Genomic DNA, 24,289 nt, shown 5'->3' with positions numbered 1-24,289 from the left:
ACGACGCATGCGCATGGCTCGACTCGTTCTGTCGCTGCTTCGGCGGATGGTCGGCACGGCGTGGACGCCCGCATATCGACCGTAATACGGCCACCCCGTGGCTACGCGCTGCCGGATACCACCTCGCCGTAACGCATACCGGCTCCGTCGTGATCCTGGGACTCACCATAAAGAACGACCGTAAGCCGCTGAAAACTCACAGTCTCGTTCCGCCGGACGCAATTCCGGTTGCTGCAATGGACTGAGCGCCACAAGGGCGCACACAACCTACTCACGTGAGTAGCTAACCCGCTGTGGGTTGTGGGTTAGGCACGGGGCTTTGCCGCTCCGCGCCCTTCCCAGGATTCACAGCGACCAACCAACACAACTCCCGAAGGAAAAACACCCATGGCCCTTGATGCCACTCTTGCCGCCGACCACATTGCGAAGCGCGACGCTGCCACGGCGAAGCTGACGGCGCTTCAGGCGAGGTACGGCGCCAACATGCCCGCCGGAGCAAAGGACACCGAAGAGCGTCTTCTCACTGAGATTGCGGAGCACGACGGCGCCCTTCGTGGCCTTGTCGGCGACGCCGTCAAGACGGATGAGCGCTCGGCCTATGTGAATGCGGTCGTTTCTGCGGGTGCGGATCACCTTCCCGACGACGTTACGAAGCGTTCTTTCAGTGACGTGCGCATTCTCGGTATGCCGGTGGAGCGAAACGAGAGTTTCAGCTTCGTTGAGCGCTCCGCCGACGCCCTTGACGCACTCGACACGGGCAACTGGAATGCGGCCCCGGTCATGCTCGCTGAGGCGCCGAACGGTTCTCAGCTCATCGGCCGTGTGCAGACCTTCACGCACAACTCGACTCGCGGATATGTTCCCGTCGTTCCGCAGCTTCAGGCCAGCATTACCGGCCGGAATGATGAGCTTCAGCCGGGCACTATCGAGACTGGCGCTATCGGCACCTTCGAAACCGTGAAGGTTATGGCCATGGTCAAGGCCGACCATGACAACCTTCAGGATTACCCGCAGCTCGAATCGAGCATTGACGCTGCGCTTCTGTCCGCGCTGGGCGCCGGGGTGGACGACGTCATTGTGAACGGCGGCACCGACGGCGACGTAACCGTGCCCGGTCTTATGGGACTGGGCACCGTAACCGCTGCCGCTGTGGACGCTGCGGGTGTCCTGGGCGCCATTGCGCGGGTCAAGACGGCGCGTGCCATTCCTGACACGCTCCTGATGCACCCGGACACTGAGGCGGCGTTCCTGGGCGCCATTGACGGCGCTCTTCTCGCGAAGCTTCCTGAGATCGTGGCCATTCCGTCCGTGCCTGCCGACACGGCGATTGTGGCAGCGCTGGGGAACACGGCTGTTGCCATGCGGGAAAACCTGGGCGTTGCTTCGGCCACCGATCACCCTGAGCTTTTCTACAAGGATCAGGTTGCGCTCGCCGGTCGCGCCCGTATCGGCGACGTCGTTGTTGCCAATGCCGCTCACGTTCAGATTGTGGCGCCTGCCGCGTGAGCCTGAACGAGATTGCGAGGCTCCGGGAAACCCTTGCCGTACGCGCTGAAGCGGCTGGTTTCCCGGGGCTTCTGCCCTGCGCAATGCTCAGTGATTGCCGGGGGCGAGACAGGGCTGAAGGGCTCAGCGACGTCGGCACACCGTTCTATGAGCCCTCCTTTGTGGAAGTGGTCGAGCTGAGCGAAGTTCTACAGCGGGCCAACGTGCGAATAGCGTCGGCCAAGAAAGCGCAACGCACACTTGCCTGCCGCGCGTGCACCCAATGGTTTCATCAGCGTGAGATGTGGCGGGACATATGAAATGTGATGTTGCAATCAAGTGCAGCGGCGGCGAGATACAGAACGGCCATACGTCGGCGTTCACGATTCGCACGCTGCGGCGCAAGTTTCATCCGCTGCCGCTCGACGTCGTGATGAGCGATGCACCTCGCATTCCGTCAGTCGACGGTTATGTCTGTCTGACGTGTGAGTCTGAGCTGAACTATCGAAGGTGGAGTTATGACGTGGCGTGAGCGGATGCGCGATAAGCGGGAACGTCGCCGGACCCAGCGGGATCGGGAACTCATCACGCGCGGTGCGCGCTTCGCTGTGCTCAATGAGTCCATGCCTGTTAGGTGCGCTGAGTGCGGCCGGTTTGGTCCTGTCCTGGGGGCAGTGGCAGCGCGGACGGATAAGGGGGTGTCTCTCATGGATAGGCAGTGCGCCATAGAGGGGGGTGCCCGCTTTCTGTCCCTGGGTGAATGTGTCGAGCGTGCGGCAGCGCTGGGCATTGAGCTTCGGTCTAAGCGCGCTTCGTCCCCGTCGCCCATTGGCGTGATCACGGCTCAGTCGGATTACGAGAATGCGGCGCTGATCTTCAATGCCACATCGGGCAGGACTACGGCCGGACACATTGCCCAGGTCGGAGCGACAAGACGGCGCGGCTGATCAGGCTACTCACGTGAGTAGGTTGATGGCTTCGCCTTAGTGAAGTGACGACCCATCAGGCATTCGCCGGCGAAGGGTGTTTGCCCAGGTCAAGGCAATGCATGATGGGTCGTCTTCTTTGCAATCCGCTTCGCGATAGGGGCGGTAGCGGCTTCGAAGTTCAGACGAAGTGTCCTCAGCGATCCCGGTCCCAGCTCGGAAATCGCGTCCGTGAGTGACCGGCCCGCCGGGTGTCACGCAGCGGAATTCACCACAAAGGAAGTGACCAATGAACGACCGACTTTGCGGGGCGTGCGGAAAGCCGCTTCCCGCTGACGCCGACCGGCGAATGATCTACTGCGGTGAAGCCTGCCGAAAGCGTGCTAACCGCCTGAAGCGTGCGTCTGCCGCTGTGGTGCCACTGCGCCCCCAGGACGACGCACAGCGCGATACAAGCCGTCATGACGACCTGAGAGACCTATGGGCGCAAATCGTCGCTTCTATCGCCACTCAGGGCGTTCTAGTGCCCGGCTCGGCTGGGGTACCGGTCGCGCATCCCGCGCTTCGCTTCGTCGCTCAGATCGACGCCCAGCTTCTGAAGCATGAGATGCACCCGGCAGAAACCGGCAGTGATGATCTCGACGCGCTGATTGCTAAGGCGCTTCGAGTGAGCGACGACGAAGGGAAGGCCGTATGAGTTTCGCTGTATCTGACGTTACGTCGGAACTGGCTAACCGGATCGTTCGCAGCGGGATGGAGCCGACGGCGCACCCGCAATTCCCGTTGTTCCGGCTCGCGTTCCTTCGCGATACGGGCGCCGAACCGGGCGTTGATGAAACTCCCTGGGGCGACGTGCACGACGTGTATCGCTGCGCGAATGCCCCGGACGTCTTCTGAGCGCCCCGCACCACCATGAAGCCCCGTAGGCACCTGGGAACGATCCTGGGGGCGCCTACGGGGCTTCTGTCGTGCCCCGGGGGTGGTCTGGACACCCGGCGGTGCTCACCTCAGACTCAGCGCATGAATGCGGTCGTTGCGGCACTACTCGGAACCTTCCTGGGATCACTGGCGACAATAGGCGCCGCCGTCGTTTCAGGCTGGGCACAGCGCGAAGGGGCGCGAATATCGGCAAGGTCGCAGTACGTTCAGGAGCGGCACGAACCACGACGTGAAACGTATAAGACGTTCATAGCCACAATCACGGACCTGAAAGAACGTTTTACGCTGATGGAATTCTATGAGCACCCTGATCTTGATACGCAAGAGTCGCTTAGGAAATCGATCAATGCGCAATGGGTTGACGTCAGCCTGTTGGGTCCGGAATCCGTGGTCGTAGGCGCTTCTCAGGTACGCAATATCGCATTGGACGTGGTGCAACAAATGCAAGTCGTCATCGCCGAGGAACATAGATTCCTGAGCGTAGACGAAGACGACGAAGACCGTCACGAGGCTGCACAGCGAGAATACGAGGGCGTCATAAATGAACTACTCGCTACGGTGCGCCTGCTGACTGACACCCTTGATCAATTCGCGTTGATTGCTATGCGCGCCCTTGACGACGATGGGACGACACCCCGAAGCCTGCCGCGAGGAAGACGCACAGCGCGACCGGCTGACGCCCCCTGAGACGCGCTGAGAGTACGACGAAGCCCCCTACGGCCACCCGGGAAGTCCTGGGCGCTGTCGGGGGCTTCTGTGCGTTCCTGAGGGTCCTTACGGCGTCATGTCGCGCATGCCCGCGCCGATATCGCGTCCGGCTTCGGCGTACAGGGCAAGGGCGTCGTTGTCCTCGACCACACGGGCGGCAATCGGGATGACTTCGCCCAAGGCTTCAACAACGCGCGCCAACACGAAGTTCGCTTCGTCGGCGTCGAGTTGAGCGCCGTTCGTCATCGCTTCGGCAAGGGTGAGCCAAACCGTCGCCGACTCCAACGCCGTCATGTCCGCCATGCCTTCGAGAAGCTCGCCGGGCGCTGTGCGCGCGTAAGCCGTCTTTCCGCTCGCCGCGTCGTGCCCCAGTCGGCGGAGTCCCTGAATTTCGCTCACTCGGACACTCCCGTTTCGTGCGGGTGCTGCCGGACAATGCGCGCCGCTTCGAATCGGGCGTTCGCGTCTCCGCTTTTCTTCGCTGCCGCCAGTGCTGCCAGTGCCTCAGCGCACGTCGAGCAACCGGCGACCGGGTGAGCTTCGTACAGCCAATCATCAAGCGGCAGCACGACCGGGCTTTCGGGGTAGCGGGACGGCTCAGTCATGCCGCACGCCCCTGGGGACCGTACGGGTAGTCAATTCCCATTGCTGCGAGCGTTGATGCGATTCGCCGTTCCCGCTGAAGCGCCCGTTCCCGTTCCCGTTCGTGCGCGATCAGGAAGGGGCGCACAAGGGGAAGCCCGTCAGCTTCGATCACGTCGAGCGGACGGGGAGACCTGGGGGCAGGCAGCGGACGGCGTACGGGGGCGGGTGTGGTCGGCGCGGGGGCAGGCTTAGCGCGGCGCTTGCCCTGGGCGGGCAGGAAGAGCGCGAGGATCGCGGCCAGTAGGGTTCGCATAGCCGAAGCTCCATTCTTCGGTTAGCCCCTGGGGCGGCCCTCCTACCGGCCACCCTGGGGGCGTTTCTGTTACCGGCACCACCGTACCCGTAGTTATCCACGGTTATCCACGGATGCGCAGAGACCCATGGACACCCACGCTGAAGGTATGGAGCTTGACCGCACGCGCCCGCTGTGGCGACAGATTGCCGCAGTGATCATCCGGCGGATTGAAGACGGGACCTATCCGCCGGGTAGCCGTGTGCCGTCCACGCTTGAGATTGCCCAAGAGTTCGGCGTCGTGAATGCGACGGCAGCGAAGGCCATGCGACACGTGCGCGAGGAAGGTTGGACGCGCGGCGAAGTCGGGTTGGGGACGTTCGTGGCCGATCCGCTGCCGAAGGTCAACTAGCCCCGCGCGCAACGGAGTTGGGCAACGTCCGCCCAGGTCACGGGGGCACTCCGGTAAGCTACCCAGGTGGTTGGTTGACCGGGGGTAGCACGGCGTGCAGCCGGGTGCCGTCGGGCAGCCGGGCGTCCACCCACGGCCGGGCGTCGTCGAGCCGGCGCCCGGCGACGGCGGCGAGACGCTGCGCGAGCCGCCGCACCGCTCCGGCGTCCGTGAAGGCGACCGGCGTGAGCTCCAGGCCGCCGCCACGGTCCACCCAGACCCGGTCCGGGGCGGACACCAGTACGTCGGTCACGGACGGATCGGCGAGCAGCGGTTCCAACGGTCCGCTGCCGACGAGCTCCGACCGCAACTGCTCGGCGGCACCGAGGATCTCCGCGTCCCCCAGCACCCGTCCCTGCTCCCGCAGCGCCTGAGCCACGCGCGCGGGGGTCGGCTCGGCCCCGCTCTCGGCGAGCCGGCGCCGCACACCGTCGAGCAGCCCGGAGACCGACCCCGCATCGGCCATCCCGGAACCGGCCCCTGGGACCGCCGGGGAACCGCGGCCCGGAGCCACCGCGGAAGCACGACCCGGGGCCACCGCGGACACTCGCCCAGGAGCCACGACGGATGCGCGGCCCGGGGCTCCCGCAGACGCCTGCCCAAGGTCCACCCCAGCAGCCCGGCCCGGGGCCACCGCGGACACTCGCCCAGGAGCCACGACGGATGCGCGGCCCGGGGCTCCCGCAGACGCCTGCCCAAGGTTCACCGCGGAAGCCCGGCCCGGGACCATCGAAGATGCTCGCTCGACGGCCACCGCGGCAGCCGGACCCGTCGTCCTCCCGGGCGCTCGGCTCTCCGGCGGCACTGCGGAGCCCGGACGGGCGTACGCAGTGATCCCCCGGGCACCAGCGGACGGCACCGAGACAACTCCCGTGCCGACGCCTGCCCTCGCACACAACCCGACGGCCGGTCCAGGGGACGACTCCTGAAGCCCCGCCCCCGTGGCCGCCCACGCGGGCCGCCCGGACGCCCGCCGACGACCCGCCCCCGCGGCAGGTTGTCCGGACGCCACCCCACGGGCGGTGGAACGCTCAGGGCCCGCCCCCACGGCCACCGCACCGGTCGGCGTACCCTCGCCCACGGCGTCGTCGTCATCCCACGCCGTCCTCATGCCGCACCGCCCGTCTCCGCCGCCAGCGCCCGCTCCCAGAACTCCCGGCAGAAGCGCGCCAGAGGCCCCCGTCCGGCGGCGCCCGGTGGCCGCTTGCCCTCGGTCGCCCGCAACAGCCCGGACTCGACGGGCACGTCACCGACCAGCGGAAGCCCGAGCAGCCGGGCCACCTCCCGGTCGTCGAGCCCCGGCGCGTACGGGCCCCGTACCGCGACCCTCAGGTCGCGCAGGACCATGCCGACCGCGGAGGCCACCCGCCCGGCCGCCGCGACGGCACGTAGTTCGCCCGGGACGACGAGGAGACCGACGTCGATCTGGGCGAGGACCTCGGCGACCCCGTCGTCGATCCGGCGGGGCAGGTCGACGACGACCGTGCCGCCCCTGCGCCGCGCAGCGGCGAGGACCGCCCGTACGGCCTGGGCCGGCACGGTGACGCAGTCCCCGCGGTCCCAGCTGAGCACGCGCAGCGAGTGCAGCTCGGGCAGCGACTCCTCCAGGGCACCCCCGCCGACCCGTCCGCGCGAGGCCGCGAACGCCGGCCACCTGAGTCCCTCGGCCGTCTCACCGCCGAGCAGGACGTCGAGGCCGCCGCCCAGCGGATCGGCGTCCACGAGCAGGCTGCGCAGCCCCTGGCGCGCGGAGGTGACGGCGAGCGCGCAGGCCAGCGTGGACGCCCCGGCACCGCCCCGGCCGCCGATGACACCAACCGTGAGGGCGGGCCTGCCGACGCCCTCCGCGACGTCGGCGATGCGGTCGACCAGCCACTGTTCGCCGTCGGGCAGCATCAGGACGTGGTCGGCGCCGATCTCGACGGCCCTCTGCCAGACTCCCGGGTCGTCCTGGTCGCGGCCCACCAGCACCACGCCTCGTCTGCGTGTGGCCCCGCGTACGCGCCGGGCGGCGTCGTCACCCACCAGGACGAGCGGCGCCGCCTCCCAGCTGCCGCGCTGCCCGGATGCCGCCGGCCTCCCCGGCACCGAGTGGTGCACCTCGGGCGTGGCGCCCGCCGCCGCGCACAGGCGCAGCAGGTCGTCCAGGAGTTCCGTGTCCTCGGTGACGATCAACGGGCCGCTCTGCCGCCCACCGGCGGCGGGCGGCGGATCGTGTGTGACGGTCCCGGTCATGTCTGCGTCCCCCTTCGTTCTCGTCATGTCCTGCGTCGTCGCTTCACCGCTTCGTTGCGTCCCGCGCAACGGCGAAGCGTGTGAAGAACCGGAAGCCGGCCATATGCGTCCGGCAAAGCGGACCGGCCCTGTGAGTGGGCGCGGCCCGAACGCGTGGAATCACGGTGCAGCGATCCGCGAAACTGTGTGGATCTTGGTCGATAACTGTGGACAACTCCGCGGTTGTGGATATCGCCGTCACCCATACCGGCGGGTCCGGAGCCGCACCCCGCTCCCGCTCCGCGCGACTCCCGCTGAGCAGTCCGACAGCTACACACAGTGATTAATCATGGGCATGACAAACCACTCGCCACTCACCGCCCACGTGCGCGAAACACGCCGACGGCAGAAGGGAAAACCCACCCGGACATGCGACGACCCCCGCCGGGGGGGAGAGCGGGGGTCGTCTCCACGGCCGACTCGGGGGGGGGAGGAGTCGGACCGGGTTAGCACGGTCGCGAACGATCCGTGACTTCCATGGTGTACCCGAGAGCCTTCTCAGGCAAACCCACACGCCACACCTTACGCCGAATGGGCTGCGCCTATGCTCGGGGTCGTGGAAAACCACTCCTGGCCCCGTACCGCGGCCTTCTTTGACCTGGACAAGACGGTCATTGCGAAGTCGAGCACACTCACCTTCAGCAAGTCGTTCTACCAAGGCGGGCTGATCAACCGCAGGGCCGCCCTGCGTACCGCCTATGCGCAGTTCGTCTTCCTCGCCGGTGGCGCCGACCACGACCAGATGGAGCGGATGCGCAAGTACCTGTCCGCGCTCTGTCGCGGCTGGAACGTCCAGCTGGTCAAGGAGCTCGTCGCCGAGACGCTGCACGACCTGATCGACCCGATCATCTACGACGAGGCCGCCTCCCTGATCGAGGAGCACCACACGGCGGGCCGTGACGTCGTCATCGTCTCCACGTCGGGCGCCGAGGTCGTCGAACCGATCGGCGAGCTCCTGGGAGCGGACCGGGTGGTGGCGACCCGCATGATCGTGGGCGAGGACGGCTGCTTCACCGGGGAGGTGGAGTACTACGCCTACGGCCCGACCAAGGCCGAGGCGATCCGCGACCTGGCCGCGTCCGAGGGGTACGACCTCGCCCGCTGCTACGCGTACAGCGACTCGGCGACCGATCTGCCGATGCTGGAGTCCGTCGGCCATCCCCACGCCGTCAACCCGGACCGCGCCCTGCGACGCGAAGCCCTGGCGCGCGCGTGGCCGATCCTGGACTTCCACCGGCCCGTGCGGCTCAAGCAGCGGGTCCCCGGCTTCGCCGTACCGCCGCGTCCGGCCCTCGTGGCCGCCGCCGCGATAGGCGCCGCGGCGGCCACCGCGGGCCTCGTCTGGTACGCGAGCCGGCGGCGGACGGACGTGGCCTGATACAACCCCTTCACTGTGTTTGAACGTGCAAGTAAAGAAGTGCGGCAAGGCCTTCCACTTGTTCCCGGCCGGGAGTACAAAGGAGTCAACGGCCCGCGAGACCAAGGACATCCGAAAGGATCACCTTAAGAACGCATTTGGCCCCACGGACCGAGCATGAACACCGGGCACCCACGCGACGTCGACCCGTCGATTACGGGCCAGCCGCACCAGGTGACGGGCAAAGTCCCGACCTGATGGGCATATATCGAGGACGCTTGGTAACTGGGTGAGCATGCCAGCGGCGGTACGAATTCTCGTACCGCCGCATTTGGTTGGGCCGCACCGGCGCCCGCTTACGCCGCTCCGCGCTGGAGCGCCTCGCACACCGCAGTCGACTCGCGCGCGCCCAGCTCCACCGCTCTGCCGCAGTGCGCGATCCAGGCGGCCATGCCCTCGGGAGTGCCGGAGACGTAGCCGTCGAGGGCCGCCAGGTAGGCCGCCCGCCCCAGCTCGGCGTGTCCGACCTCGGCCGCGCAGACCGACTTCGGATCCAGCCCGCTGCCGACCAGGACGATCCGCTCGGCCGCACGCGCGACCAGGCCGTTGTGCGAGGTGAAGGGGCGCAGGGCCAGCAGCTCGCCGTGCACGACGGCGGCGGTCACCAGCGCCGGGGCGGAACCCCCCGCGGCGACCAGCTCGGCCAGGCCGTCCAGGCGGCCGTGCGCCTCCGCGGCATCCGGCATCGGCAGTTGGACGAGCGGCTCGTCCACCGGCTCGCCGTCCTGGCGCGGCCGTCCCACCTGACCGGACTTGTCCGCGGCCGCCACCAGATGCAGCCGGGCCAGCACCCGCAGAGGGGACTGGCGCCAGATGGACAGCAGCTGTCCCGCCTCGGCGGTCAGCCGCAGGGCCGCTCCCACCGTGCGCGCCTCGTCGTCGCCGCTGAAGTCGGTCCGCCGGCGCACCTCCTCCAGGGCCCAGTCCGCGCCGGACAACGCCGCCGAGCCCCGGGCGCCGCGCAGCGCCGCCTCGGACGTGATCTCGTTGCTGCGCCGCCGCATGATCCGGTGACCGTAGACCCGGTCCACGGCCTTGCGTACGGACTCCACGGACTCGGCCACACCGGGCAGCGATCCCAGGGCCGCGAGCGGATCGGCGGTCGCGCCTGTCGTACTCATGGGTACGACACTACGCACCCCGGCGCCGCGCCCCACGAATGAGTGGTCTTCTTCACGCACCTCCGCTTCCCCCTGCCACGTACAGCTATCGATCCACTACCCTTGGTGAACATGAAAATTGCTTTCGTCGGGAAGGGCGGCAGCGGCAAGACCACCCTGTCCTCCCTGTTCATCCGCCATCTCGCCGCCACCGGGGCACCCGTCGTCGCGATCGACGCCGACATCAACCAGCACCTGGGGGCCGCGCTGGGCCTCGACGAGGCGGAGGCGGCCGGGCTGCCCGCGATGGGCGACCACCTGCCGCTGATCAAGGACCACCTGCGCGGCACCAACCCGCGCATCGCCTCCGCCGACGAGATGATCAAGACGACGCCGCCCGGCGAGGGCTCGCGGCTGCTGCGGGTGTGCGAGGAGAACCCGGTCTACGACGCCTGCGCCCGGCCGGTGGACCTCGACGGTGACACGGTCCGCCTGATGGTCACCGGGTCCTTCACCGAGGCCGACCTGGGGGTCGCCTGCTACCACTCCAAGACCGGGGCGGTGGAGCTGTGCCTGAACCACCTGGTCGACGGCCGTGACGAATACGTCGTGGTCGACATGACGGCGGGCTCGGACTCGTTCGCCTCCGGCATGTTCACCCGCTTCGACATGACGTTCCTCGTCGCCGAGCCCACCCGGAAGGGGGTCTCCGTCTACCGCCAGTACAAGGCGTACGCCCGCGACTTCGGCATCGCCCTGAAGGTCGTCGGCAACAAGGTGCAGGGGCAGGACGACCTCGACTTCCTGCGCGACGAGGTCGGGGACGACCTGCTGACGACCGTCGGGCACTCGGACTGGGTGCGCTCCATGGAGAAGGGACGGCCGCCCCGGTTCGAGCTCCTGGAGGACGCCAACCACCGGGCGCTGCGGGCGCTGCGCACGGCCGCGGACGCGACGTACGAACTGCGCGACCGGGAGCGCTACACGCGGCAGATGGTGCACTTCCACCTGAAGAACGCCCGGAGCTGGGGCGACGAGAGGACCGGGGCCGACCTCGCCGCGCAGGTCGACCCCGCCTTCGTCCTCGGCGAGGAGGCCGTCGCCCCGGCGTGACGACCACCGCGGCACGGCGGCGGCGGCCGTCACCGGCGGGCTGCCTACCGCCTGGTCGCCGGCGCGCCGGGCACGCCCTTCGGCGCCGGCGCCGGGGCGGCCGACAGGAAGGTCGCCCAGCCCTTCTCGGGGGCCCTGCCGACGTCCAGGGTGCGCAGCTTCTCCAGCGTCTGCGGGTCCTGTGCGTCCAGCCAGTCCACGAGCTGCCGGAAGGAGACACAGCGCACCTCCTCCTTGGTGCACACCTCCTCGATGACCTCCTCGACGGCCCGCATGTAGGTGCCGCCGTTCCACGACTCGAAGTGGTTGCCGATGATCAGCGGCGCGCGGTTGCCGTCGTAGGCCCGCTGGAAGCCCTGCAGCAGGCTGTCGCGCATCTGGTCGCCCCAGAACTCGCGCTTGGCGGGGTCACCCTGGGTGGTGGTGCCCGACTGGTTGACCATGAAGTTGTAGTCCATCGTGAGCTGCTCGAAGGAGTGCCCGGGGAACGGCACGAGCTGCATCGACAGGTCCCACAGTCCGTACTTCTTCTTCGGCCAGACCTGGTTGTTCACGCCGCTGCTGTCGTACCGGAAGCCCATCCGGCTCGCGGCCCGCATGAAGTTCTCCTGGCCCTCCAGGCAGGGGGTGCGGGCGCCGATCAGCTCCTTGTCGTAGTCGAAGGGGAGCGGTGAGGCGTCCCTCAGCCCGGTGTTGGTCTTCCAGGTCTTCACGAACTGCTTGGCCTGGCTGATCTCGCTCTGCCACTCCTCGACCGACCACTCGCCGACGCCGCCCCCGGCACCGCAGAAGTGACCGTTGAAGTGGGTGCCGACCTCGTTGCCCTCCAGCCACGCCTGGCGCAGCTGCGAGACGGTGTCGGTGATGCCCTCCTCGTCGTTGAAGCCGATGTCGGAGCGGCCCGGTGAGTGCTGCGGCGGCTGGTACAGGTCCTGCTTCTCCTTCGGCAGCATGTACACGCCGCTCAGGAAGTACGTCATGGTGGCGTCGTTCGCCTTGGCCACCTCACGGAAGTGGGAGAACAGCCTCTGGCTGTCCTCGCCCGCGCCGTCCCACGAGAACACCACGAACTGCGGAGGCCTCTGCCCGGGCTTCAGGCGCTGGGGCCGCGGCAGGTGCGGCTGGGCACCGGTGTAGGCCGTGGAGCCGTCACCGATCAGCCGTACCGCGTTCTTGGGCGCAGGAGCCGCCTTTCCCTTCTCCTTCTGCGGGCCGTTCGTCCCGTGGTCGGACTGGTTGCCGTTGGAGCCGATCGCGCAGCCGGCCAACGACGCGGTGCAGATCGCGGCGATCACGGTGCGTTTGGCGAACCTGTGGGTGGCGGCCATGTTCCGCCCACCTTCTTCCTTCTCTCGGGCCAACGCCGACGAGGGCGATGTCGGGTGCTGTTCCGGGACGTGCCGTCAGCGCCGTCAAGGTGGCACGAGACCGAGAAGGAATTAATACGACAAGCCGATGAAAAGACCGATTCACTCGCCGGAGCAGGGCATTACTCCATTTGCGCGAAAAGTCTATGCCCGCCTTTTACTCTGAATTACTATTCGTTTACTGAGTGCAATCGAAAAGCGCTCAAGCGTCCCGCCGCTGTACGCCGTGCCCCACTGCCGCGAAACCGCCCCGCCGAGCGGGGGACCCCCCTGACCGCGACCGCACAGCCCCGGAGGAGACGGGAAACATGTCAGCCTGCGTCCCCGCCCACGCCGATTCGGCCCGGACCGAGCACGTCCACCCACCCCACAGCCCACCACCCAAGCGCCCCCGGCGATTCCGCGTCGCGGGCGCCGACGTCTCGGCCGCGATCGCGGTCTTCCTGATCGCCCTCCCCCTGTCCCTGGGAATCGCCCTCGCCACCGGCGCCCCCCTCCAGGCCGGCCTGGTCGCCGCCGCGGTGGGCGGGATCGTCGCCGGCCGACTCGGCGGCTGTCCGCTCCAGATCAGCGGGCCCGCGGCCGGACTGACCGTGGTCACCGCCGACCTCATCCAGCGCTACGGATGGCGTACGACGTGCGCCATCACCGTCCTCGCCGGACTCGCCCAGCTTGGCCTGGGCTGTCTGCGCGTGGCGCGCACCGCCCTCGCCGTCAGTCCCGCCATCGTGCACGGCATGCTCGCCGGCATCGGCGTCACCATCGCCGTCGCGCAGCTGCACATCGTCCTCGGCGGCACCCCGCAGAGCGCCGTCCCCGACAACCTGCGCGCCCTGCCCGCCCAGATGGCCGACGTGCAGCCCGCCGACCTGGCGGCGAGCACCCTGACCCTGACCCTGCTGCTGCTCTGGCCCCGCCTCCCCGGCCGGGCCGGTCAGTTTCTGGGCAAGGTGCCCGCCGCTCTGATCGCCGTCGCCGGTGCCACCGCGGTCGCCGTCCTCGCGGGGCTCCGGCTGCCCAAGGTCGACCTGCCCTCCTGGAGCAGCCACGCCCTGGCCACCCTGCCCGACGGCCCGGTGCTCGGCCTCGTCGCCGCCGTCCTCACCACCACGCTGGTGTGCAGCGTGCAGTCCCTGCTCGGCGCGGTCGCGGTGGACAAGCTCGTCGCCGCCCGGCCGGGCCTGACCGGACGCGTCGGACGGTCCGACCTGGACCGCGAACTGCTCGGCCAGGGCGCCGCCAACGTCGTCTCCGGGTCACTCGGCGGCCTGCCCATCGCCGGTGTGGCCGTGCGCAGTTCCGCGAACGTCCAAGCCGGCGCCGTCAGCCGGAACTCCACGATGCTGCACGGCGTTCTCGTAGTGATCGCCGCACTGCTGATGGTCCCGGCCCTGGAGCTCATCCCGCTCGCCTCGCTCGCCGCCCTGGTCATGGCCGTCGGCCTCAAGATGGTGTCCCTCAACCACATCCGCACGGTGACCCGCCACCGTGAAGTACTGGTCTACGCGGTCACCACCTGCGGCGTGGTGTTCTTCGGCGTCCTGGAGGGCGTCGCACTGGGCATCGCCGTGGCCGTCGGTGTCGCCCTGCACCGGCTGACCCGCACCCGCATCACGCGCGTCGAGACGGAAGGAGTCCACCATGTCCACGTCCGGGGCCAGTTGACCTTCCTGGCGGTGCCACGGCTCAGCCGGGTCCTGCACCACGTGCCGCCCGGCGCCGAAACCGTCGTGGAGCTGGACGGATCGTTCATGGACCACGCGGCGTACGAGACGCTGCAGGACTGGCAGAAGACGCACACCGCACAGGGCGGTTCCGTCGAGATCACCGGCCGCCGCCCCGGCCTCCGCATCTCCGAGCCGGCCGAGACGGACGGCTGCCGCTGCCGCCCCTGGACGCCCTGGCGCAACCATCAGTGCGAACGCCCGCGGACGGCGCCCGCGCACCCGCCCGGCAGCGACCGGAAGTCCCGCACCGAGGGGACGTGGGAGACCGGAGGCACCCGCCTGGCCGGCAGTACCGGGGAACCCGCGGGATCCATCGGGCCCGGCGGAGCCGGCCGGTCCGGCGAGCCGGGCGGACCGAGCGGACCGAGCGGGTCCGGCGGACGTGAACTGGTGCGCGGGATCGACGCGTTCCATCGCAACACCGCCCCGCTGGTGCGCGGCGAGCTGGCCCGGCTGGCGCGCGAGGGACAGCAGCCCTCCCAGCTGTTCCTCGCCTGCGCCGACTCACGGCTGGTCACGTCGATGATCACTTCCAGTGGCCCCGGCGACCTCTTCGTCGTGCGGAACGTGGGCAACCTCGTGCCGCCGCCCGGCGAGGAGAGCGGGGACGACTCGGTCGCCGCCGCGATCGAGTACGCGGTGGACGTGCTGAAGGTGCGGTCCATCACGGTGTGCGGCCACTCCGGGTGCGGGGCCTTGCAGGCGTTGCTCGGCACCGGGACCGGGGAGGCGCGGACGCCGCTCGAGCGGTGGCTGCGGCACGGGGCGCCGAGCCTGCGGCGCCTGTCCGGAGACGAGGACTCCTGCACCCGGCTGGCGGGGCGGCGGCCCGCCGACGCGGCCGAGCAGCTCTGCCTGGCCAACGTGGTCCAGCAGCTCGAGCACCTGCGCGACCACGCATCGGTGTCCCGGGCACTGGGCGACGGGGAGCTGGAGCTGCACGGCATGTACTTCCACGTGGGCGAGGCCCAGGCGTACCTGCTCGCCGAGGGGGAAGGAGCCGGACGGTTCGAGCTGGTGCGGGAGGCCGACCTGACCGCCTGAGCGTCACGACAGCCGGCGCGCGCGGGAGTGTGAGAGGCGTTACACACGCTGAACCCCGCGCCGTCGGCGCCCGTGGGTACGGATGACCACTGGTCACGAAGACGGCGCCACCCCCAACAGGTCTAAACCAATTGCCCGTCGACCCTTGTCATCGGCCCCCCGGGTCTGATGAGGTGTGGCCTGGGACACAACGGACAACCCTGAGAAAGGGAGATGTCGTGAGCAATGACAGCTTGGCCAACCTCTTGAAGGAGGAGCGACGCTTCGCGCCGCCCGCTGACCTGGCCGCGAACGCCAACGTCACGGCAGAGGCGTACGAACAGGCCAAGGCTGACAGGCTCGGCTTCTGGGCCGAGCAGGCCCGCCGACTGACCTGGGCGCAGGAGCCGACCGAGACCCTGGACTGGTCGAACCCGCCGTTCGCCAAGTGGTTCAAGGACGGCACGCTCAACGTCGCGTACAACTGCGTCGACCGGCACGTGGAGGCCGGCCACGGCGACCGCGTCGCCATCCACTTCGAGGGCGAGCCCGGCGACAGCCGCGCCATCACCTACGCGCAGCTCAAGGACGAGGTCTCCAAGGCCGCCAACGCCCTGCTGGAGCTGGGTGTGCGCAAGGGCGACCGGGTCGCCGTCTACATGCCGATGATCCCGGAGACGGCGATCGCGATGCTGGCCTGCGCCCGCATCGGCGCCGCCCACTCGGTCGTCTTCGGCGGCTTCTCCTCCGACGCGCTCGCGACCCGCATCCAGGACGCCGACGCCCGCGTCGTCATCACCTCCGACGGCGGCTACCGGCGCGGCAAGCCGTCCGCGCTCAAGCCCGCCGTCGACGAGGCGGTCGAGCGCGCCGGCACCGTCGAGCACGTCCTCGTCGTCCGCCGCACCGGCCAGGACGTCGCCTGGGACGACTCCCGCGACAAGTGGTGGCACGAGACCGTCGACCGGCAGTCCGCCGAGCACACGCCGGAGGCGTTCGACGCCGAGAACCCGCTGTTCATCCTGTACACGTCCGGCACGACGGGGAAGCCCAAGGGCATCCTGCACACGTCCGGCGGCTACCTCACCCAGACGGCGTACACGCACTGGGCGGTCTTCGACCTCAAGCCGGAGACCGACGTGTACTGGTGCACCGCCGACGTCGGCTGGGTCACCGGTCACTCGTACATCGTCTACGGCCCGCTCGCCAACGGCGCGACCCAGGTGATGTACGAGGGCACCCCGGACACCCCGCACCAGGGCCGCTTCTGGGAGATCGTGCAGAAGTACGGCGTGACGATCCTCTACACCGCGCCCACCGCGATCCGGACGTTCATGAAGTGGGGCGACGACATCCCCGCGAAGTTCGACCTGACCTCGCTGCGCGTCCTCGGCTCGGTCGGCGAGCCGATCAACCCCGAGGCGTGGATCTGGTACCGGAAGACCATCGGCGCGGACGCCACGCCCGTCGTCGACACCTGGTGGCAGACCGAGACGGGCGCGATGATGATCTCGCCGCTGCCCGGCGTCACCGAGGCCAAGCCCGGGTCCGCCCAGCGCCCGCTGCCCGGCATCTCCGCCACCGTCGTCGACGACGACGCCAACGAGGTGCCGAACGGCGGTGGCGGCTACCTGGTCCTCACCGAGCCGTGGCCGTCGATGCTGCGCACCATCTGGGGCGACGACCAGCGGTTCATCGACACCTACTGGTCGCGGTTCGAGGGCAAGTACTTCGCCGGCGACGGCGCCAAGAAGGACGACGACGGCGACATCTGGCTGCTCGGCCGCGTGGACGACGTGATGCTCGTGTCCGGGCACAACATCTCCACCACCGAGGTCGAGTCGGCCCTCGTCTCCCACCCGTCGGTCGCCGAGGCGGCCGTGGTCGGCGCGGCGGACGAGACGACCGGCCAGGCCATCGTGGCGTTCGTGATCCTGCGCGGTACGGCGGCGGAGACCGAGGACCTGGTCGCCGATCTGCGCAACCACGTCGGCGCCACCCTCGGGCCGATCGCCAAGCCCAAGCGGATCCTGCCGGTGGCCGAGCTGCCCAAGACCCGCTCGGGCAAGATCATGCGCCGCCTGCTGCGCGACGTGGCGGAGAACCGGGCCCTGGGCGACGTGACCACCCTGACCGACAGCAGCGTCATGCAGCTGATCCAGGACAAGCTCCCGGCGTCGTCCAGCGACGACTGATCCGCGGGGCCGATCCGCGGGACCCTTCCGCGGGACTGAATCGGCCGCCCGAGGGGCACCCGGCGAGCGATCCGCCGGGTGCCCCTCCGCATGGGCGTCCCACGGCGCGAGCACCCAGCCCGTTCGCGCCGGAGCGACCCGTTAGGTACGCTAAGGAAAGCGTCAAAGTCACAAATAGATCGTCAGGGTGCGCCGGGAAGTCTGGTCGGCACGTGTTTCGTGCTGCCCATCGACCGGAGGTCCCCCCGTGACGTCGCCCCGCACCCCCCGCAAGGCCTTCGGCCGGCTGTCGCTCCCGGAGCGGACGTACCTCACGGACGCGCTGCGCACCGAGACCGTCGGCGGGGTCCTGCTGCTCGTCGCCGCGGTCGCCGCCCTGATCTGGACGAACATCCCGGCGCTCCACGACAGCTACGAGAGCGTCAGCCACTTCCACTTCGGCCCCGCCGCGCTCGGCCTGAACCTGTCGGTCGCGCACTGGGCGGCGGACGGGCTGCTGGCCGTCTTCTTCTTCGTCGCCGGGATCGAGCTCAAGCGCGAGCTGGTCGCGGGCGACCTCAAGGACCCGAAGGCCGCCGTGCTGCCCGTGGTGGCGGCCCTGTGCGGCATGGCCGTACCGGCGGTCGTCTACACGCTCACCAACACCGCGGGCGGCGGTTCCCTGGCCGGCTGGGCCGTGCCCACCGCCACCGACATCGCCTTCGCGCTCGCCGTGCTCGCCGTCATCGGCACGTCCCTGCCGAGCGCCCTGCGCGCCTTCCTGCTGACGCTCGCCGTCGTCGACGACCTCTTCGCCATCCTGATCATCGCCGTCTTCTTCACCGACGGCCTGAACTTCGCCGCGCTCGGTGGCGCCGCCGCCGGCCTTGCCCTCTTCTGGCTGCTGCTGCGCAAGGGTGTGCGCGGCTGGTACGTGTACGTCCCGCTCGGCCTCGTCGTCTGGGGCCTGATGTACAACAGCGGCGTCCACGCCACCATCGCCGGCGTCGCGATGGGCCTGATGCTGCGCTGCCACACCCGGGAGGGCGAGGAGCACTCCCCCGGCGAGCACATCGAGCACCTCGTGCGCCCGCTGTCGGCCGGTCTCGCCGTACCGCTGTTCGCGCTGTTCAGCGCGGGTGTGTCCCTGTCGGGCGGCGTGCTGGCCGACGTGTTCACCAGGCCGGAGACCCTCGGCGTCGTCCTCGGTCTCGTCGTCGGCAAGACGCTCGGCATCTTCGGCGGCACCTGGCTCACCGCGCGTTTCACCAGGGCCTCGCTCAGCGACGACCTGGCCTGGGCCGACGTGTTCGCCGTGGCGACGCTGGCCGGCATCGGGTTCACCGTCTCGCTGCTCATCGGCGAGCTGGCCTTCGACGGCGACGCGGCCCTGACCGACGAGGTGAAGGCCGCCGTCCTGACCGGGTCGCTCATCGCGGCGACCGTGGCGACCGTGCTGCTGAAGATCCGGAACGCCAAGTACCGCCGCATGATCGAGGACGAGGAGCGCGACGACGACCTCGACGGCGTGCCGGACGTCTACGAGCAGGACGACCCGGCGTACCACCTGCGCATGGCGGCCATCCACGAGCGGAAGGCCGCCGAGCACCGGCGGATCGCCGAGGAGAAGAAGTCGGCGCGGCTTGCCGAAGTGCCGGGCGGGGCAGGCGAGGAGGGCGACGGTCCGGCATGATCTGACGAGACGGTACAAAAGACGGGACCGTTCGCAGTCGGACAGAAGACGACGACCGCACGGAACCGTACGCAGCAAGCCAGCAGAAGAGGGAGACCGCGATGAGCGCACCCGACGGCAGCCCGGTCGGCACCGAACGCAGCATCGGCCAGCTGTTCGCCTCGGCGACCACCGAATTGTCGGCGCTGGTGCACGACGAGATCGCGTTGGCCAAGGCGCAGCTGAGGCAGGACGTGAAGCGCGGCGCGACCAGCGGCGGCGCCTTCTCGGCGGCGGGACTGCTCCTGGTGTTCTCGCTGCCGATGCTGAACTTCGCCCTGGCCTACGGCATCCGGACCTGGAGCGGCTGGAACCTCGCGGTCTGCTTCCTGCTGTCCTTCGCGGCGAATGTCCTGGTCGCCGGGCTCCTCGCGCTGATCGGCGTCGCCTTCGCCAAGAAGGCCAAGAAGGGCCGCGGCCCGCAGAAGGTCGCCGCCTCGGTGAAGCAGTCGGCGGGCGTCCTGCAGAACGCCAAGCCGCACCCGCGCCCGGAGCTGCCCGCCGACCGGTCGCCCGAGGCCATCGAGGCTGTGGCACGCTCGTCCTCATGACGGACCCCGCCACTCCATCGGCGCAGCCCACCTCGGTCGTACGACCCGGCATCCCCGGCGGGCGCGAAGTGACCCACCGGGACGTCGCCGCCAACGGCGCGCGCTTCCACATCGCCGAGCTCGGTGACGGGCCGCTGGTGCTGCTGCTGCACGGCTTCCCGCAGTTCTGGTGGACCTGGCGGCACCAGCTCACGGCGCTCGCCGACGCCGGTTTCCGCGCGGTCGCCATGGACCTGCGCGGCGTCGGCGGCAGCGACCGCACGCCGCGCGGCTACGACCCCGCGGGCCTCGCCCTGGACATCACCGGCGTGATCCGCTCGCTCGGCGAGCCGGACGCCGCGCTGGTCGGCCACGACCTGGGCGGATACCTGGCCTGGACGGCCGCGGCGATGCGGCCCAAGCTCGTGCGGCGGCTCGCGGTGTCGTCGATGCCGCACCCCCGGCGCTGGCGCTCGGCCATGCTCGGGGACGTCCGGCAGACGCGGGCGGGCTCGTACGTCTGGGGCTTCCAGCGCCCTTGGATCCCGGAGCGGCAGCTCACCGCGGACGACGGCGCGCTGGTCGGCCGGCTGATCCGGGACTGGTCGGGGCCGCGGCTGCCGGACGACGAGGCGGTGGAGATCTACCGCCGGGCCATGTGCGTCCCGTCCACGGCGCACTGCTCCGTCGAGCCGTACCGCTGGATGGTCCGCTCGCTGGCCCGCCCCGACGGCATCCAGTTCTACCGCCGCATGAAGCGGCCGGTGCGCGTGCCGACGCTGCATCTGCACGGCTCGCTGGACCCCGTGATGCGGACACGGAGCGCGGCGGGATCCGGGCAGTACGTCGAAGCGCCGTACCGCTGGCGGTTGTTCGACGGGCTCGGGCACTACCCGCACGAAGAGGATCCGGTCACTTTCTCCACCGAACTGATCAACTGGCTGAAGGATCCCGAACCCGATCGGTGACCGAACGAGCGCGCCCGGTATCCGAATCGGTGCGCTTGTCCGATGAACGGCCACTTGCCTGGCGCATAGGCCAATTGGGGCCCTCCGGAGCGGTTATCGACCTTCGGGCGGGGGCACACGTCCCGGTATGGGCTGGACGCACGACTACAGTGACGTAGCACGCGACGGCCGCTCCACGAGCGGCGCGAGCACCCACCGACGCGGAGGCACCCCGCAACTGGCGGGGGCGGATCTACGGGTGGTGGGAATTCCGCGCATTCTGCGCCGCAGGGCACGCTGGGTCTCCGTACGGCTGCGCCATCCGCGCGGCTGAGCACCCCGCGGGTCGCCTCCGCGCGGCCGGACTCCCGGCCGGACTCCCCTGGGAGCCTGACTCCGTCAGAGCGCGCAGCTGTCGCTGTCCACCTGCTGGTTGGCGGCGCGGCCCTCGCTGATGTCCTCGCGGATCTCCTTCGTGGTGAGCGCGTAGCCGGTGTCCGGGTCGTCGAGGGACTTGGCGAACACCACGCCGTAGACCTCGCCCTGGGGCGTCAGCAGCGGGCCGCCGGAGTTGCCCTGACGGACGGTCGCGAAGAGCGAGTAGACGTCGCGGCGGACCGTGTCGCGGTGGTAGATGTCCGGGCCGCTCGCCGTAATGCGTCCGCGCACGCGTGCGGCGCGCACGTCGTAGGCCCCGTTCTCCGGGAAGCCCGCGACGATCGCGTCGTCCTCCCGGTTCGCGTCGTCGTCCGTGAACCGCAGGGCCGGGGCCCGCAGTTCCGGTACGTCGAGTACGGCGATGTCGCGCTGCCAGTCGTAGAGGACGACCGTCGCGTCGTACTTGCGGCCCTCGCCGCCGATCTGCACGGTGGGCTCGTCGACGCCGCCCACCACATGGGCGTTGGTCATGACGCGGCGCTCGGCGAAGACGAAGCCGGTGCCCTCCAGGACCTTGCCGCAACCGGTGGCCGTGCCCATCACCTTGACGATGGATCGCTTGGCGCGGGTCGCGACGGGGCTGTTGACGAGGGCCGGGTCGGGCGGCTGGACGTCGGTGATCGGCTCGTTGGAGAACGGGCTGAAGACCTGCGGGAAGCCGTTCTGCGCGAGGACGGAGGAGAAGTCCGCGAACCAGGTGTCGGCCTGCGCGGGCAGCGCACGGGAGACGCCCAGCAGCACCTTGGAGCTGCGGACCTCCTTGCCGAGCGTCGGCAGCGTGGTGCCGGCGAGGGCGGAGCCGATGAGCCAGGCGACGAGGAGCATGGCGACAACGTTGACCAGGGCGCCGCCGGTGGCGTCCAGGGCGCGGGCCGGGGACCAAGTGATGTACCGGCGCAGCTTGTTGCCCAGGTGCGTGGTCAGGGCCTGGCCGACGGAGGCGCAGACGATGACGACGACGACCGCGACGACGGCGGCGGTCGTGCTCACCTCCGCGTTGTCCGTCAGGGCGTCCCAGACGACCGGGAGCAGATAGACGGCGACGAGACCGCCGCCGAGGAAGCCGGTCACGGACAGGATGCCGACCACGAAGCCCTGGCGGTATCCGACGATCGCGAACCAGACGGCGGCCAGCAGCAGCAGGATGTCCAGCACGTTCACTGATTCAGGCCCTCGCCTCGTCGTCCTACGCTCACACCGGTCACCCTGTCATGACCGCCAGTCCAGCGGGACCTGCTTGTCCCTGTCCCAGGGCCGCTCCCAGCCCGCGAAGTGCAGCAGCCGGTCGATGATCCCGGCGGTGAAGCCCCACACCAGGGTCGATTCGACCAGGAATGCCGGTCCCCGGTGGCCGCGGGGGTGGACGGCGGTGACCCGGTTGACCGGGTCCGTGAGATCCGCCACGGGGACGGTGAAGACCCGGGCCGTCTCGTTCGGATCGACGACACCGACCGGGCTGGGCTCGCGCCACCAGCCGAGCACCGGTGTGACGACGAAGCTGCTGACCGGGATGTACAGCTTGGGCAGGGCACCGAAGAGCTGCACACCGGCCGGGTCGAGCCCGGTCTCCTCCTCCGCCTCGCGCAGGGCGGCCCGCAGCGGGCCCTCCCCCTGCGGGTCGCCGTCCTCCGGGTCGAGGGAGCCGCCGGGGAACGAGGGCTGGCCGGCGTGCGAGCGCAGGGAACTGGCCCGCTCCATGAGCAGCAGCTCCGGACCGCGGCCGCCCTCGGGTCTGCCCTCGCCGAACAGGATCAGTACGGCGGACTGCCGCCCGGCGCCGTCGGCCGGGGGGAGGAAGCGGCTGAGCTGCCCCGGCCGCACCGTCCGCACGGCCCGCGCGACCGGCTCCAGCCAGCCGGGCAGGCCCACCTCGCTGAGCGCGACGCCCTCAGTGTTGCCCGCCCGTGTCATCGCCACCCCCGTTCTGCCGTGTCCAACGCCCGACGCACCCGAGATCGTTCCGTCATCCGGCGCCGAGGGGCGGCGCCGGGGTGCCGCCCGCGTCCAGGTAGGCCTGCGGGGGCTTGAGCCGCTGGCCGGGGAGGCCGCCCTTCTCGTACTTCAGCAGCTTCCGCGCCTTCTCCGGGTCCGTCTCGCCCTCGCCGTACGCCGGGCAGAGCGGGGCGATGGGGCAGGCGCCGCAGGCGGGCTTGCGGGCGTGGCAGATGCGGCGCCCGTGCCAGATCACGTGGTGGGACAGGTCCGTCCAGTCGCTCCTGGGGAACAGCGCGCCGACGGCGGCCTCGATCTTGTCCGGGTCGGTCTCCGCGGTCCACTGCCAGCGGCGCACCAGGCGCTGGAAGTGCGTGTCCACGGTGATGCCGGGGCGGCCGAAGGCGTTGCCGAGGACGACGAAGGCGGTCTTGCGGCCGACGCCGGGCAGCTTGACGAGGTCGTCGAGGCGCCCGGGGACCTCGCCGCCGTGGTCCTCCGTCAGGGCCTTGGACAGCCCCATGACCGACCTGGTCTTGGCCCGGAAGAACCCGCACGGGCGGAGGATCTCCTCGACCTCCTCGGGGTTGGCGGCGGCCAGGTCCTCAGGGGTCGGGTACCTCGCGAAGAGGGCGGGCGTCGTCTGATTGACGCGCAGGTCGGTGGTCTGGGCGGAGAGCACCGTGGCGACCAGGAGCTGGAAGGGGTTCTCGAAGTCCAGCTCGGGGTGGGCGTACGGGTACACCTCGGCGAGCTCGCGGTTGATGCGGCGGGCGCGGCGGACCAGGGCGGTGCGCGACTCGTCGCGCGGGGAGTGCGGGGCGATGGTCTTCGCCGGGGCCACGCCCTCGACCGGGGCGGCGGCCTTGGCGGGCACGACGGCGGGCTTCCTGGCCGGCGCCTGCCTCTTAAGCGGCGCCGCCTTCTTGGCCGCGGCGGCCGTCCCCTTCACGGACGCAGACTTCTTCGCGGACGCGGGCTTCTTCGCGGAAGCGGTCTTCTTCGCTGGAGCCGACTTCCCGGCCGACGCGGCCTTCTTCGCGGGAGCCTTCTTCCCGGTCGGCCCCGGCGTCTTCCCGGGCGTGGCCGGGTCGGTCTCGGCGTTCTTCTTCAAGGCACCCTTCTCCGC

Annotated in this window: 21 protein-coding genes and 1 pseudogene; 13 read left to right on the top strand and 9 right to left on the bottom strand. The window is 69.8% G+C overall.

All coding sequences use genetic code 11. The features are described from left to right. Positions 1–387: 387 nt before the first annotated feature. From AC0VYN_RS01385 to AC0VYN_RS01370, 4 genes are all read left to right on the top strand, one after another. Positions 388–1,506 (top strand): phage major capsid family protein, encoded by a 1,119-nt coding sequence (locus tag AC0VYN_RS01385; protein ID WP_475534434.1) that lies wholly within the window; start codon positions 388–390, stop codon positions 1,504–1,506. A 1,194-nt stretch (positions 1,507–2,700) separates the two neighbouring features. After that, positions 2,701–3,108 (top strand): hypothetical protein, encoded by a 408-nt coding sequence (locus tag AC0VYN_RS01380; RefSeq protein ID WP_475534433.1) that lies wholly within the window; start codon positions 2,701–2,703, stop codon positions 3,106–3,108. Further along, positions 3,105–3,308, top strand: coding sequence for a hypothetical protein (locus tag AC0VYN_RS01375; protein ID WP_475534432.1), 204 nt, complete (start codon positions 3,105–3,107; stop codon positions 3,306–3,308). Before AC0VYN_RS01380 ends, AC0VYN_RS01375 begins: the two co-directional genes overlap by 4 nt. A gap of 123 nt (positions 3,309–3,431) precedes the next feature. Continuing rightward, complete coding sequence (locus tag AC0VYN_RS01370) at positions 3,432–4,037, top strand: hypothetical protein (RefSeq protein ID WP_475534431.1); 606 nt, start codon at positions 3,432–3,434, stop codon at positions 4,035–4,037. A gap of 87 nt (positions 4,038–4,124) precedes the next feature. On the opposite strand, the gene AC0VYN_RS01365 is transcribed toward AC0VYN_RS01370, so the two are convergent. Both AC0VYN_RS01365 and AC0VYN_RS01360 read right to left on the bottom strand, forming a co-directional pair. After that, positions 4,125–4,457 carry a hypothetical protein gene (locus tag AC0VYN_RS01365; RefSeq protein ID WP_475534430.1) on the bottom strand — a complete coding sequence of 111 codons (333 nt, stop codon included), beginning with the start codon at positions 4,455–4,457 and terminating at the stop codon, positions 4,125–4,127. Further along, positions 4,454–4,663: a hypothetical protein gene (locus AC0VYN_RS01360; RefSeq protein WP_475534429.1), complete on the bottom strand. Its 210-nt coding sequence runs from the start codon at positions 4,661–4,663 to the stop codon at positions 4,454–4,456. Before AC0VYN_RS01360 ends, AC0VYN_RS01365 begins: the two co-directional genes overlap by 4 nt. A 441-nt stretch (positions 4,664–5,104) precedes the next feature. On the opposite strand from AC0VYN_RS01360, the gene AC0VYN_RS01355 reads away from it, so the two are divergent. Beyond that, positions 5,105–5,347: a GntR family transcriptional regulator gene (locus tag AC0VYN_RS01355; RefSeq protein ID WP_475534428.1), complete on the top strand. Its 243-nt coding sequence runs from the start codon at positions 5,105–5,107 to the stop codon at positions 5,345–5,347. A gap of 76 nt (positions 5,348–5,423) precedes the next feature. Here the strand turns inward: AC0VYN_RS01355 and AC0VYN_RS01350 are convergent. Then, positions 5,424–6,116, bottom strand: a pseudogene (locus AC0VYN_RS01350) (ATPase, T2SS/T4P/T4SS family); the annotation flags it as partial. A 377-nt stretch (positions 6,117–6,493) separates the two neighbouring features. Next, the gene (gene ssd / locus AC0VYN_RS01345; protein ID WP_451688744.1) at positions 6,494–7,621 is read right to left on the bottom strand and encodes a septum site-determining protein Ssd; all 1,128 of its coding nucleotides are present in this window, start codon (positions 7,619–7,621) and stop codon (positions 6,494–6,496) included. Between the two features lie 583 nt (positions 7,622–8,204). Here ssd and AC0VYN_RS01340 point away from each other — a divergent pair. Then, positions 8,205–9,038, top strand: a complete 834-nt coding sequence (locus AC0VYN_RS01340) for an HAD family hydrolase (RefSeq protein ID WP_475534427.1) — start codon at positions 8,205–8,207, stop codon at positions 9,036–9,038. Between the two features lie 335 nt (positions 9,039–9,373). Here AC0VYN_RS01340 and AC0VYN_RS01335 read toward each other — a convergent pair whose 3' ends face one another. Further along, entirely contained in the window at positions 9,374–10,198 is an 825-nt protein-coding gene (locus AC0VYN_RS01335; RefSeq protein WP_475534426.1) for a Fic family protein, read from the bottom strand. Between the two features lie 111 nt (positions 10,199–10,309). On the opposite strand from AC0VYN_RS01335, the gene AC0VYN_RS01330 reads away from it, so the two are divergent. Beyond that, positions 10,310–11,290 carry an ATP-binding protein gene (locus tag AC0VYN_RS01330; RefSeq protein ID WP_475534425.1) on the top strand — a complete coding sequence of 327 codons (981 nt, stop codon included), beginning with the start codon at positions 10,310–10,312 and terminating at the stop codon, positions 11,288–11,290. A gap of 44 nt (positions 11,291–11,334) precedes the next feature. Here AC0VYN_RS01330 and AC0VYN_RS01325 read toward each other — a convergent pair whose 3' ends face one another. Then, the gene (locus tag AC0VYN_RS01325) at positions 11,335–12,618 is read right to left on the bottom strand and encodes a polysaccharide deacetylase family protein (RefSeq protein ID WP_475534424.1); all 1,284 of its coding nucleotides are present in this window, start codon (positions 12,616–12,618) and stop codon (positions 11,335–11,337) included. 347 nt (positions 12,619–12,965) lie between these two features. Here AC0VYN_RS01325 and AC0VYN_RS01320 point away from each other — a divergent pair, with 347 nt between their 5' ends. The 6 genes from AC0VYN_RS01320 to AC0VYN_RS01295 all read left to right on the top strand — a co-directional run bounded on the left by AC0VYN_RS01320 (position 12,966) and on the right by AC0VYN_RS01295 (position 21,124). Further along, positions 12,966–15,428: a SulP family inorganic anion transporter gene (locus AC0VYN_RS01320; protein WP_475534423.1), complete on the top strand. Its 2,463-nt coding sequence runs from the start codon at positions 12,966–12,968 to the stop codon at positions 15,426–15,428. A gap of 218 nt (positions 15,429–15,646) precedes the next feature. Then, a complete protein-coding gene (acs, locus tag AC0VYN_RS01315; protein ID WP_475534422.1) occupies positions 15,647–17,602 on the top strand; it encodes an acetate--CoA ligase in 1,956 nt (651 codons plus the stop codon). Positions 17,603–17,849: 247 nt separating this feature from the next. After that, the gene (nhaA, locus tag AC0VYN_RS01310; RefSeq protein ID WP_475534421.1) at positions 17,850–19,274 is read left to right on the top strand and encodes a Na+/H+ antiporter NhaA; all 1,425 of its coding nucleotides are present in this window, start codon (positions 17,850–17,852) and stop codon (positions 19,272–19,274) included. Between the two features lie 101 nt (positions 19,275–19,375). Continuing rightward, entirely contained in the window at positions 19,376–19,864 is a 489-nt protein-coding gene (locus tag AC0VYN_RS01305; RefSeq protein WP_475534420.1) for a phage holin family protein, read from the top strand. Further along, positions 19,861–20,811 carry an alpha/beta fold hydrolase gene (locus AC0VYN_RS01300; protein WP_385461533.1) on the top strand — a complete coding sequence of 317 codons (951 nt, stop codon included), beginning with the start codon at positions 19,861–19,863 and terminating at the stop codon, positions 20,809–20,811. Before AC0VYN_RS01305 ends, AC0VYN_RS01300 begins: the two co-directional genes overlap by 4 nt. A 127-nt stretch (positions 20,812–20,938) precedes the next feature. Continuing rightward, positions 20,939–21,124 carry a hypothetical protein gene (locus tag AC0VYN_RS01295; RefSeq protein ID WP_475534419.1) on the top strand — a complete coding sequence of 62 codons (186 nt, stop codon included), beginning with the start codon at positions 20,939–20,941 and terminating at the stop codon, positions 21,122–21,124. A gap of 65 nt (positions 21,125–21,189) precedes the next feature. On the opposite strand, the gene AC0VYN_RS01290 is transcribed toward AC0VYN_RS01295, so the two are convergent. Genes AC0VYN_RS01290 through nth form a run of 3 tightly spaced genes read right to left on the bottom strand, consistent with a single transcriptional unit; the run spans position 21,190 to position 24,274 of the window. Further along, positions 21,190–22,389: a MarP family serine protease gene (locus AC0VYN_RS01290; RefSeq protein WP_475534418.1), complete on the bottom strand. Its 1,200-nt coding sequence runs from the start codon at positions 22,387–22,389 to the stop codon at positions 21,190–21,192. A 48-nt stretch (positions 22,390–22,437) separates the two neighbouring features. After that, on the bottom strand, positions 22,438–23,139 hold the full coding sequence (locus AC0VYN_RS01285; protein ID WP_475534417.1) for an NUDIX hydrolase: 702 nt from the start codon (positions 23,137–23,139) through the stop codon (positions 22,438–22,440). 52 nt (positions 23,140–23,191) lie between these two features. Continuing rightward, positions 23,192–24,274 (bottom strand): endonuclease III, encoded by a 1,083-nt coding sequence (nth, locus tag AC0VYN_RS01280; protein WP_475534416.1) that lies wholly within the window; start codon positions 24,272–24,274, stop codon positions 23,192–23,194. Between the last annotated feature and the right edge of the window lie 15 nt (positions 24,275–24,289).

Source organism: Streptomyces sp. 63XJN7_1_ISO-PGPR-S23-121 (assembly GCF_056173025.1).
This window is presented reverse-complemented; position numbering and strand designations above follow the sequence as displayed.

Excerpts from the sequence above, each read along its gene's own strand:
- AC0VYN_RS01340 (WP_475534427.1), top strand. The coding sequence starts at position 8,205 with ATGCTCGGGGTCGTGGAAAACCACTCCTGGCCCCGTACCGCGGCCTTC.
- AC0VYN_RS01325 (WP_475534424.1), bottom strand. The coding sequence starts at position 12,618 with ATGGCCGCCACCCACAGGTTCGCCAAACGCACCGTGATCGCCGCGATC.
- AC0VYN_RS01300 (WP_385461533.1), top strand. The coding sequence starts at position 19,861 with ATGACGGACCCCGCCACTCCATCGGCGCAGCCCACCTCGGTCGTACGA.
- ssd (WP_451688744.1), bottom strand. The coding sequence starts at position 7,621 with ATGACCGGGACCGTCACACACGATCCGCCGCCCGCCGCCGGTGGGCGG.
- AC0VYN_RS01305 (WP_475534420.1), top strand. The coding sequence starts at position 19,376 with ATGAGCGCACCCGACGGCAGCCCGGTCGGCACCGAACGCAGCATCGGC.
- AC0VYN_RS01360 (WP_475534429.1), bottom strand. The coding sequence starts at position 4,663 with ATGACTGAGCCGTCCCGCTACCCCGAAAGCCCGGTCGTGCTGCCGCTT.
- AC0VYN_RS01295 (WP_475534419.1), top strand. The coding sequence starts at position 20,939 with ATGGGCTGGACGCACGACTACAGTGACGTAGCACGCGACGGCCGCTCC.
- AC0VYN_RS01385 (WP_475534434.1), top strand. The coding sequence starts at position 388 with ATGGCCCTTGATGCCACTCTTGCCGCCGACCACATTGCGAAGCGCGAC.
- AC0VYN_RS01355 (WP_475534428.1), top strand. The coding sequence starts at position 5,105 with ATGGAGCTTGACCGCACGCGCCCGCTGTGGCGACAGATTGCCGCAGTG.
- AC0VYN_RS01330 (WP_475534425.1), top strand. The coding sequence starts at position 10,310 with ATGAAAATTGCTTTCGTCGGGAAGGGCGGCAGCGGCAAGACCACCCTG.
- AC0VYN_RS01375 (WP_475534432.1), top strand. The coding sequence starts at position 3,105 with ATGAGTTTCGCTGTATCTGACGTTACGTCGGAACTGGCTAACCGGATC.
- AC0VYN_RS01380 (WP_475534433.1), top strand. The coding sequence starts at position 2,701 with ATGAACGACCGACTTTGCGGGGCGTGCGGAAAGCCGCTTCCCGCTGAC.
- AC0VYN_RS01370 (WP_475534431.1), top strand. The coding sequence starts at position 3,432 with ATGAATGCGGTCGTTGCGGCACTACTCGGAACCTTCCTGGGATCACTG.
- AC0VYN_RS01285 (WP_475534417.1), bottom strand. The coding sequence starts at position 23,139 with ATGACACGGGCGGGCAACACTGAGGGCGTCGCGCTCAGCGAGGTGGGC.
- AC0VYN_RS01335 (WP_475534426.1), bottom strand. The coding sequence starts at position 10,198 with ATGAGTACGACAGGCGCGACCGCCGATCCGCTCGCGGCCCTGGGATCG.
- AC0VYN_RS01320 (WP_475534423.1), top strand. The coding sequence starts at position 12,966 with ATGTCAGCCTGCGTCCCCGCCCACGCCGATTCGGCCCGGACCGAGCAC.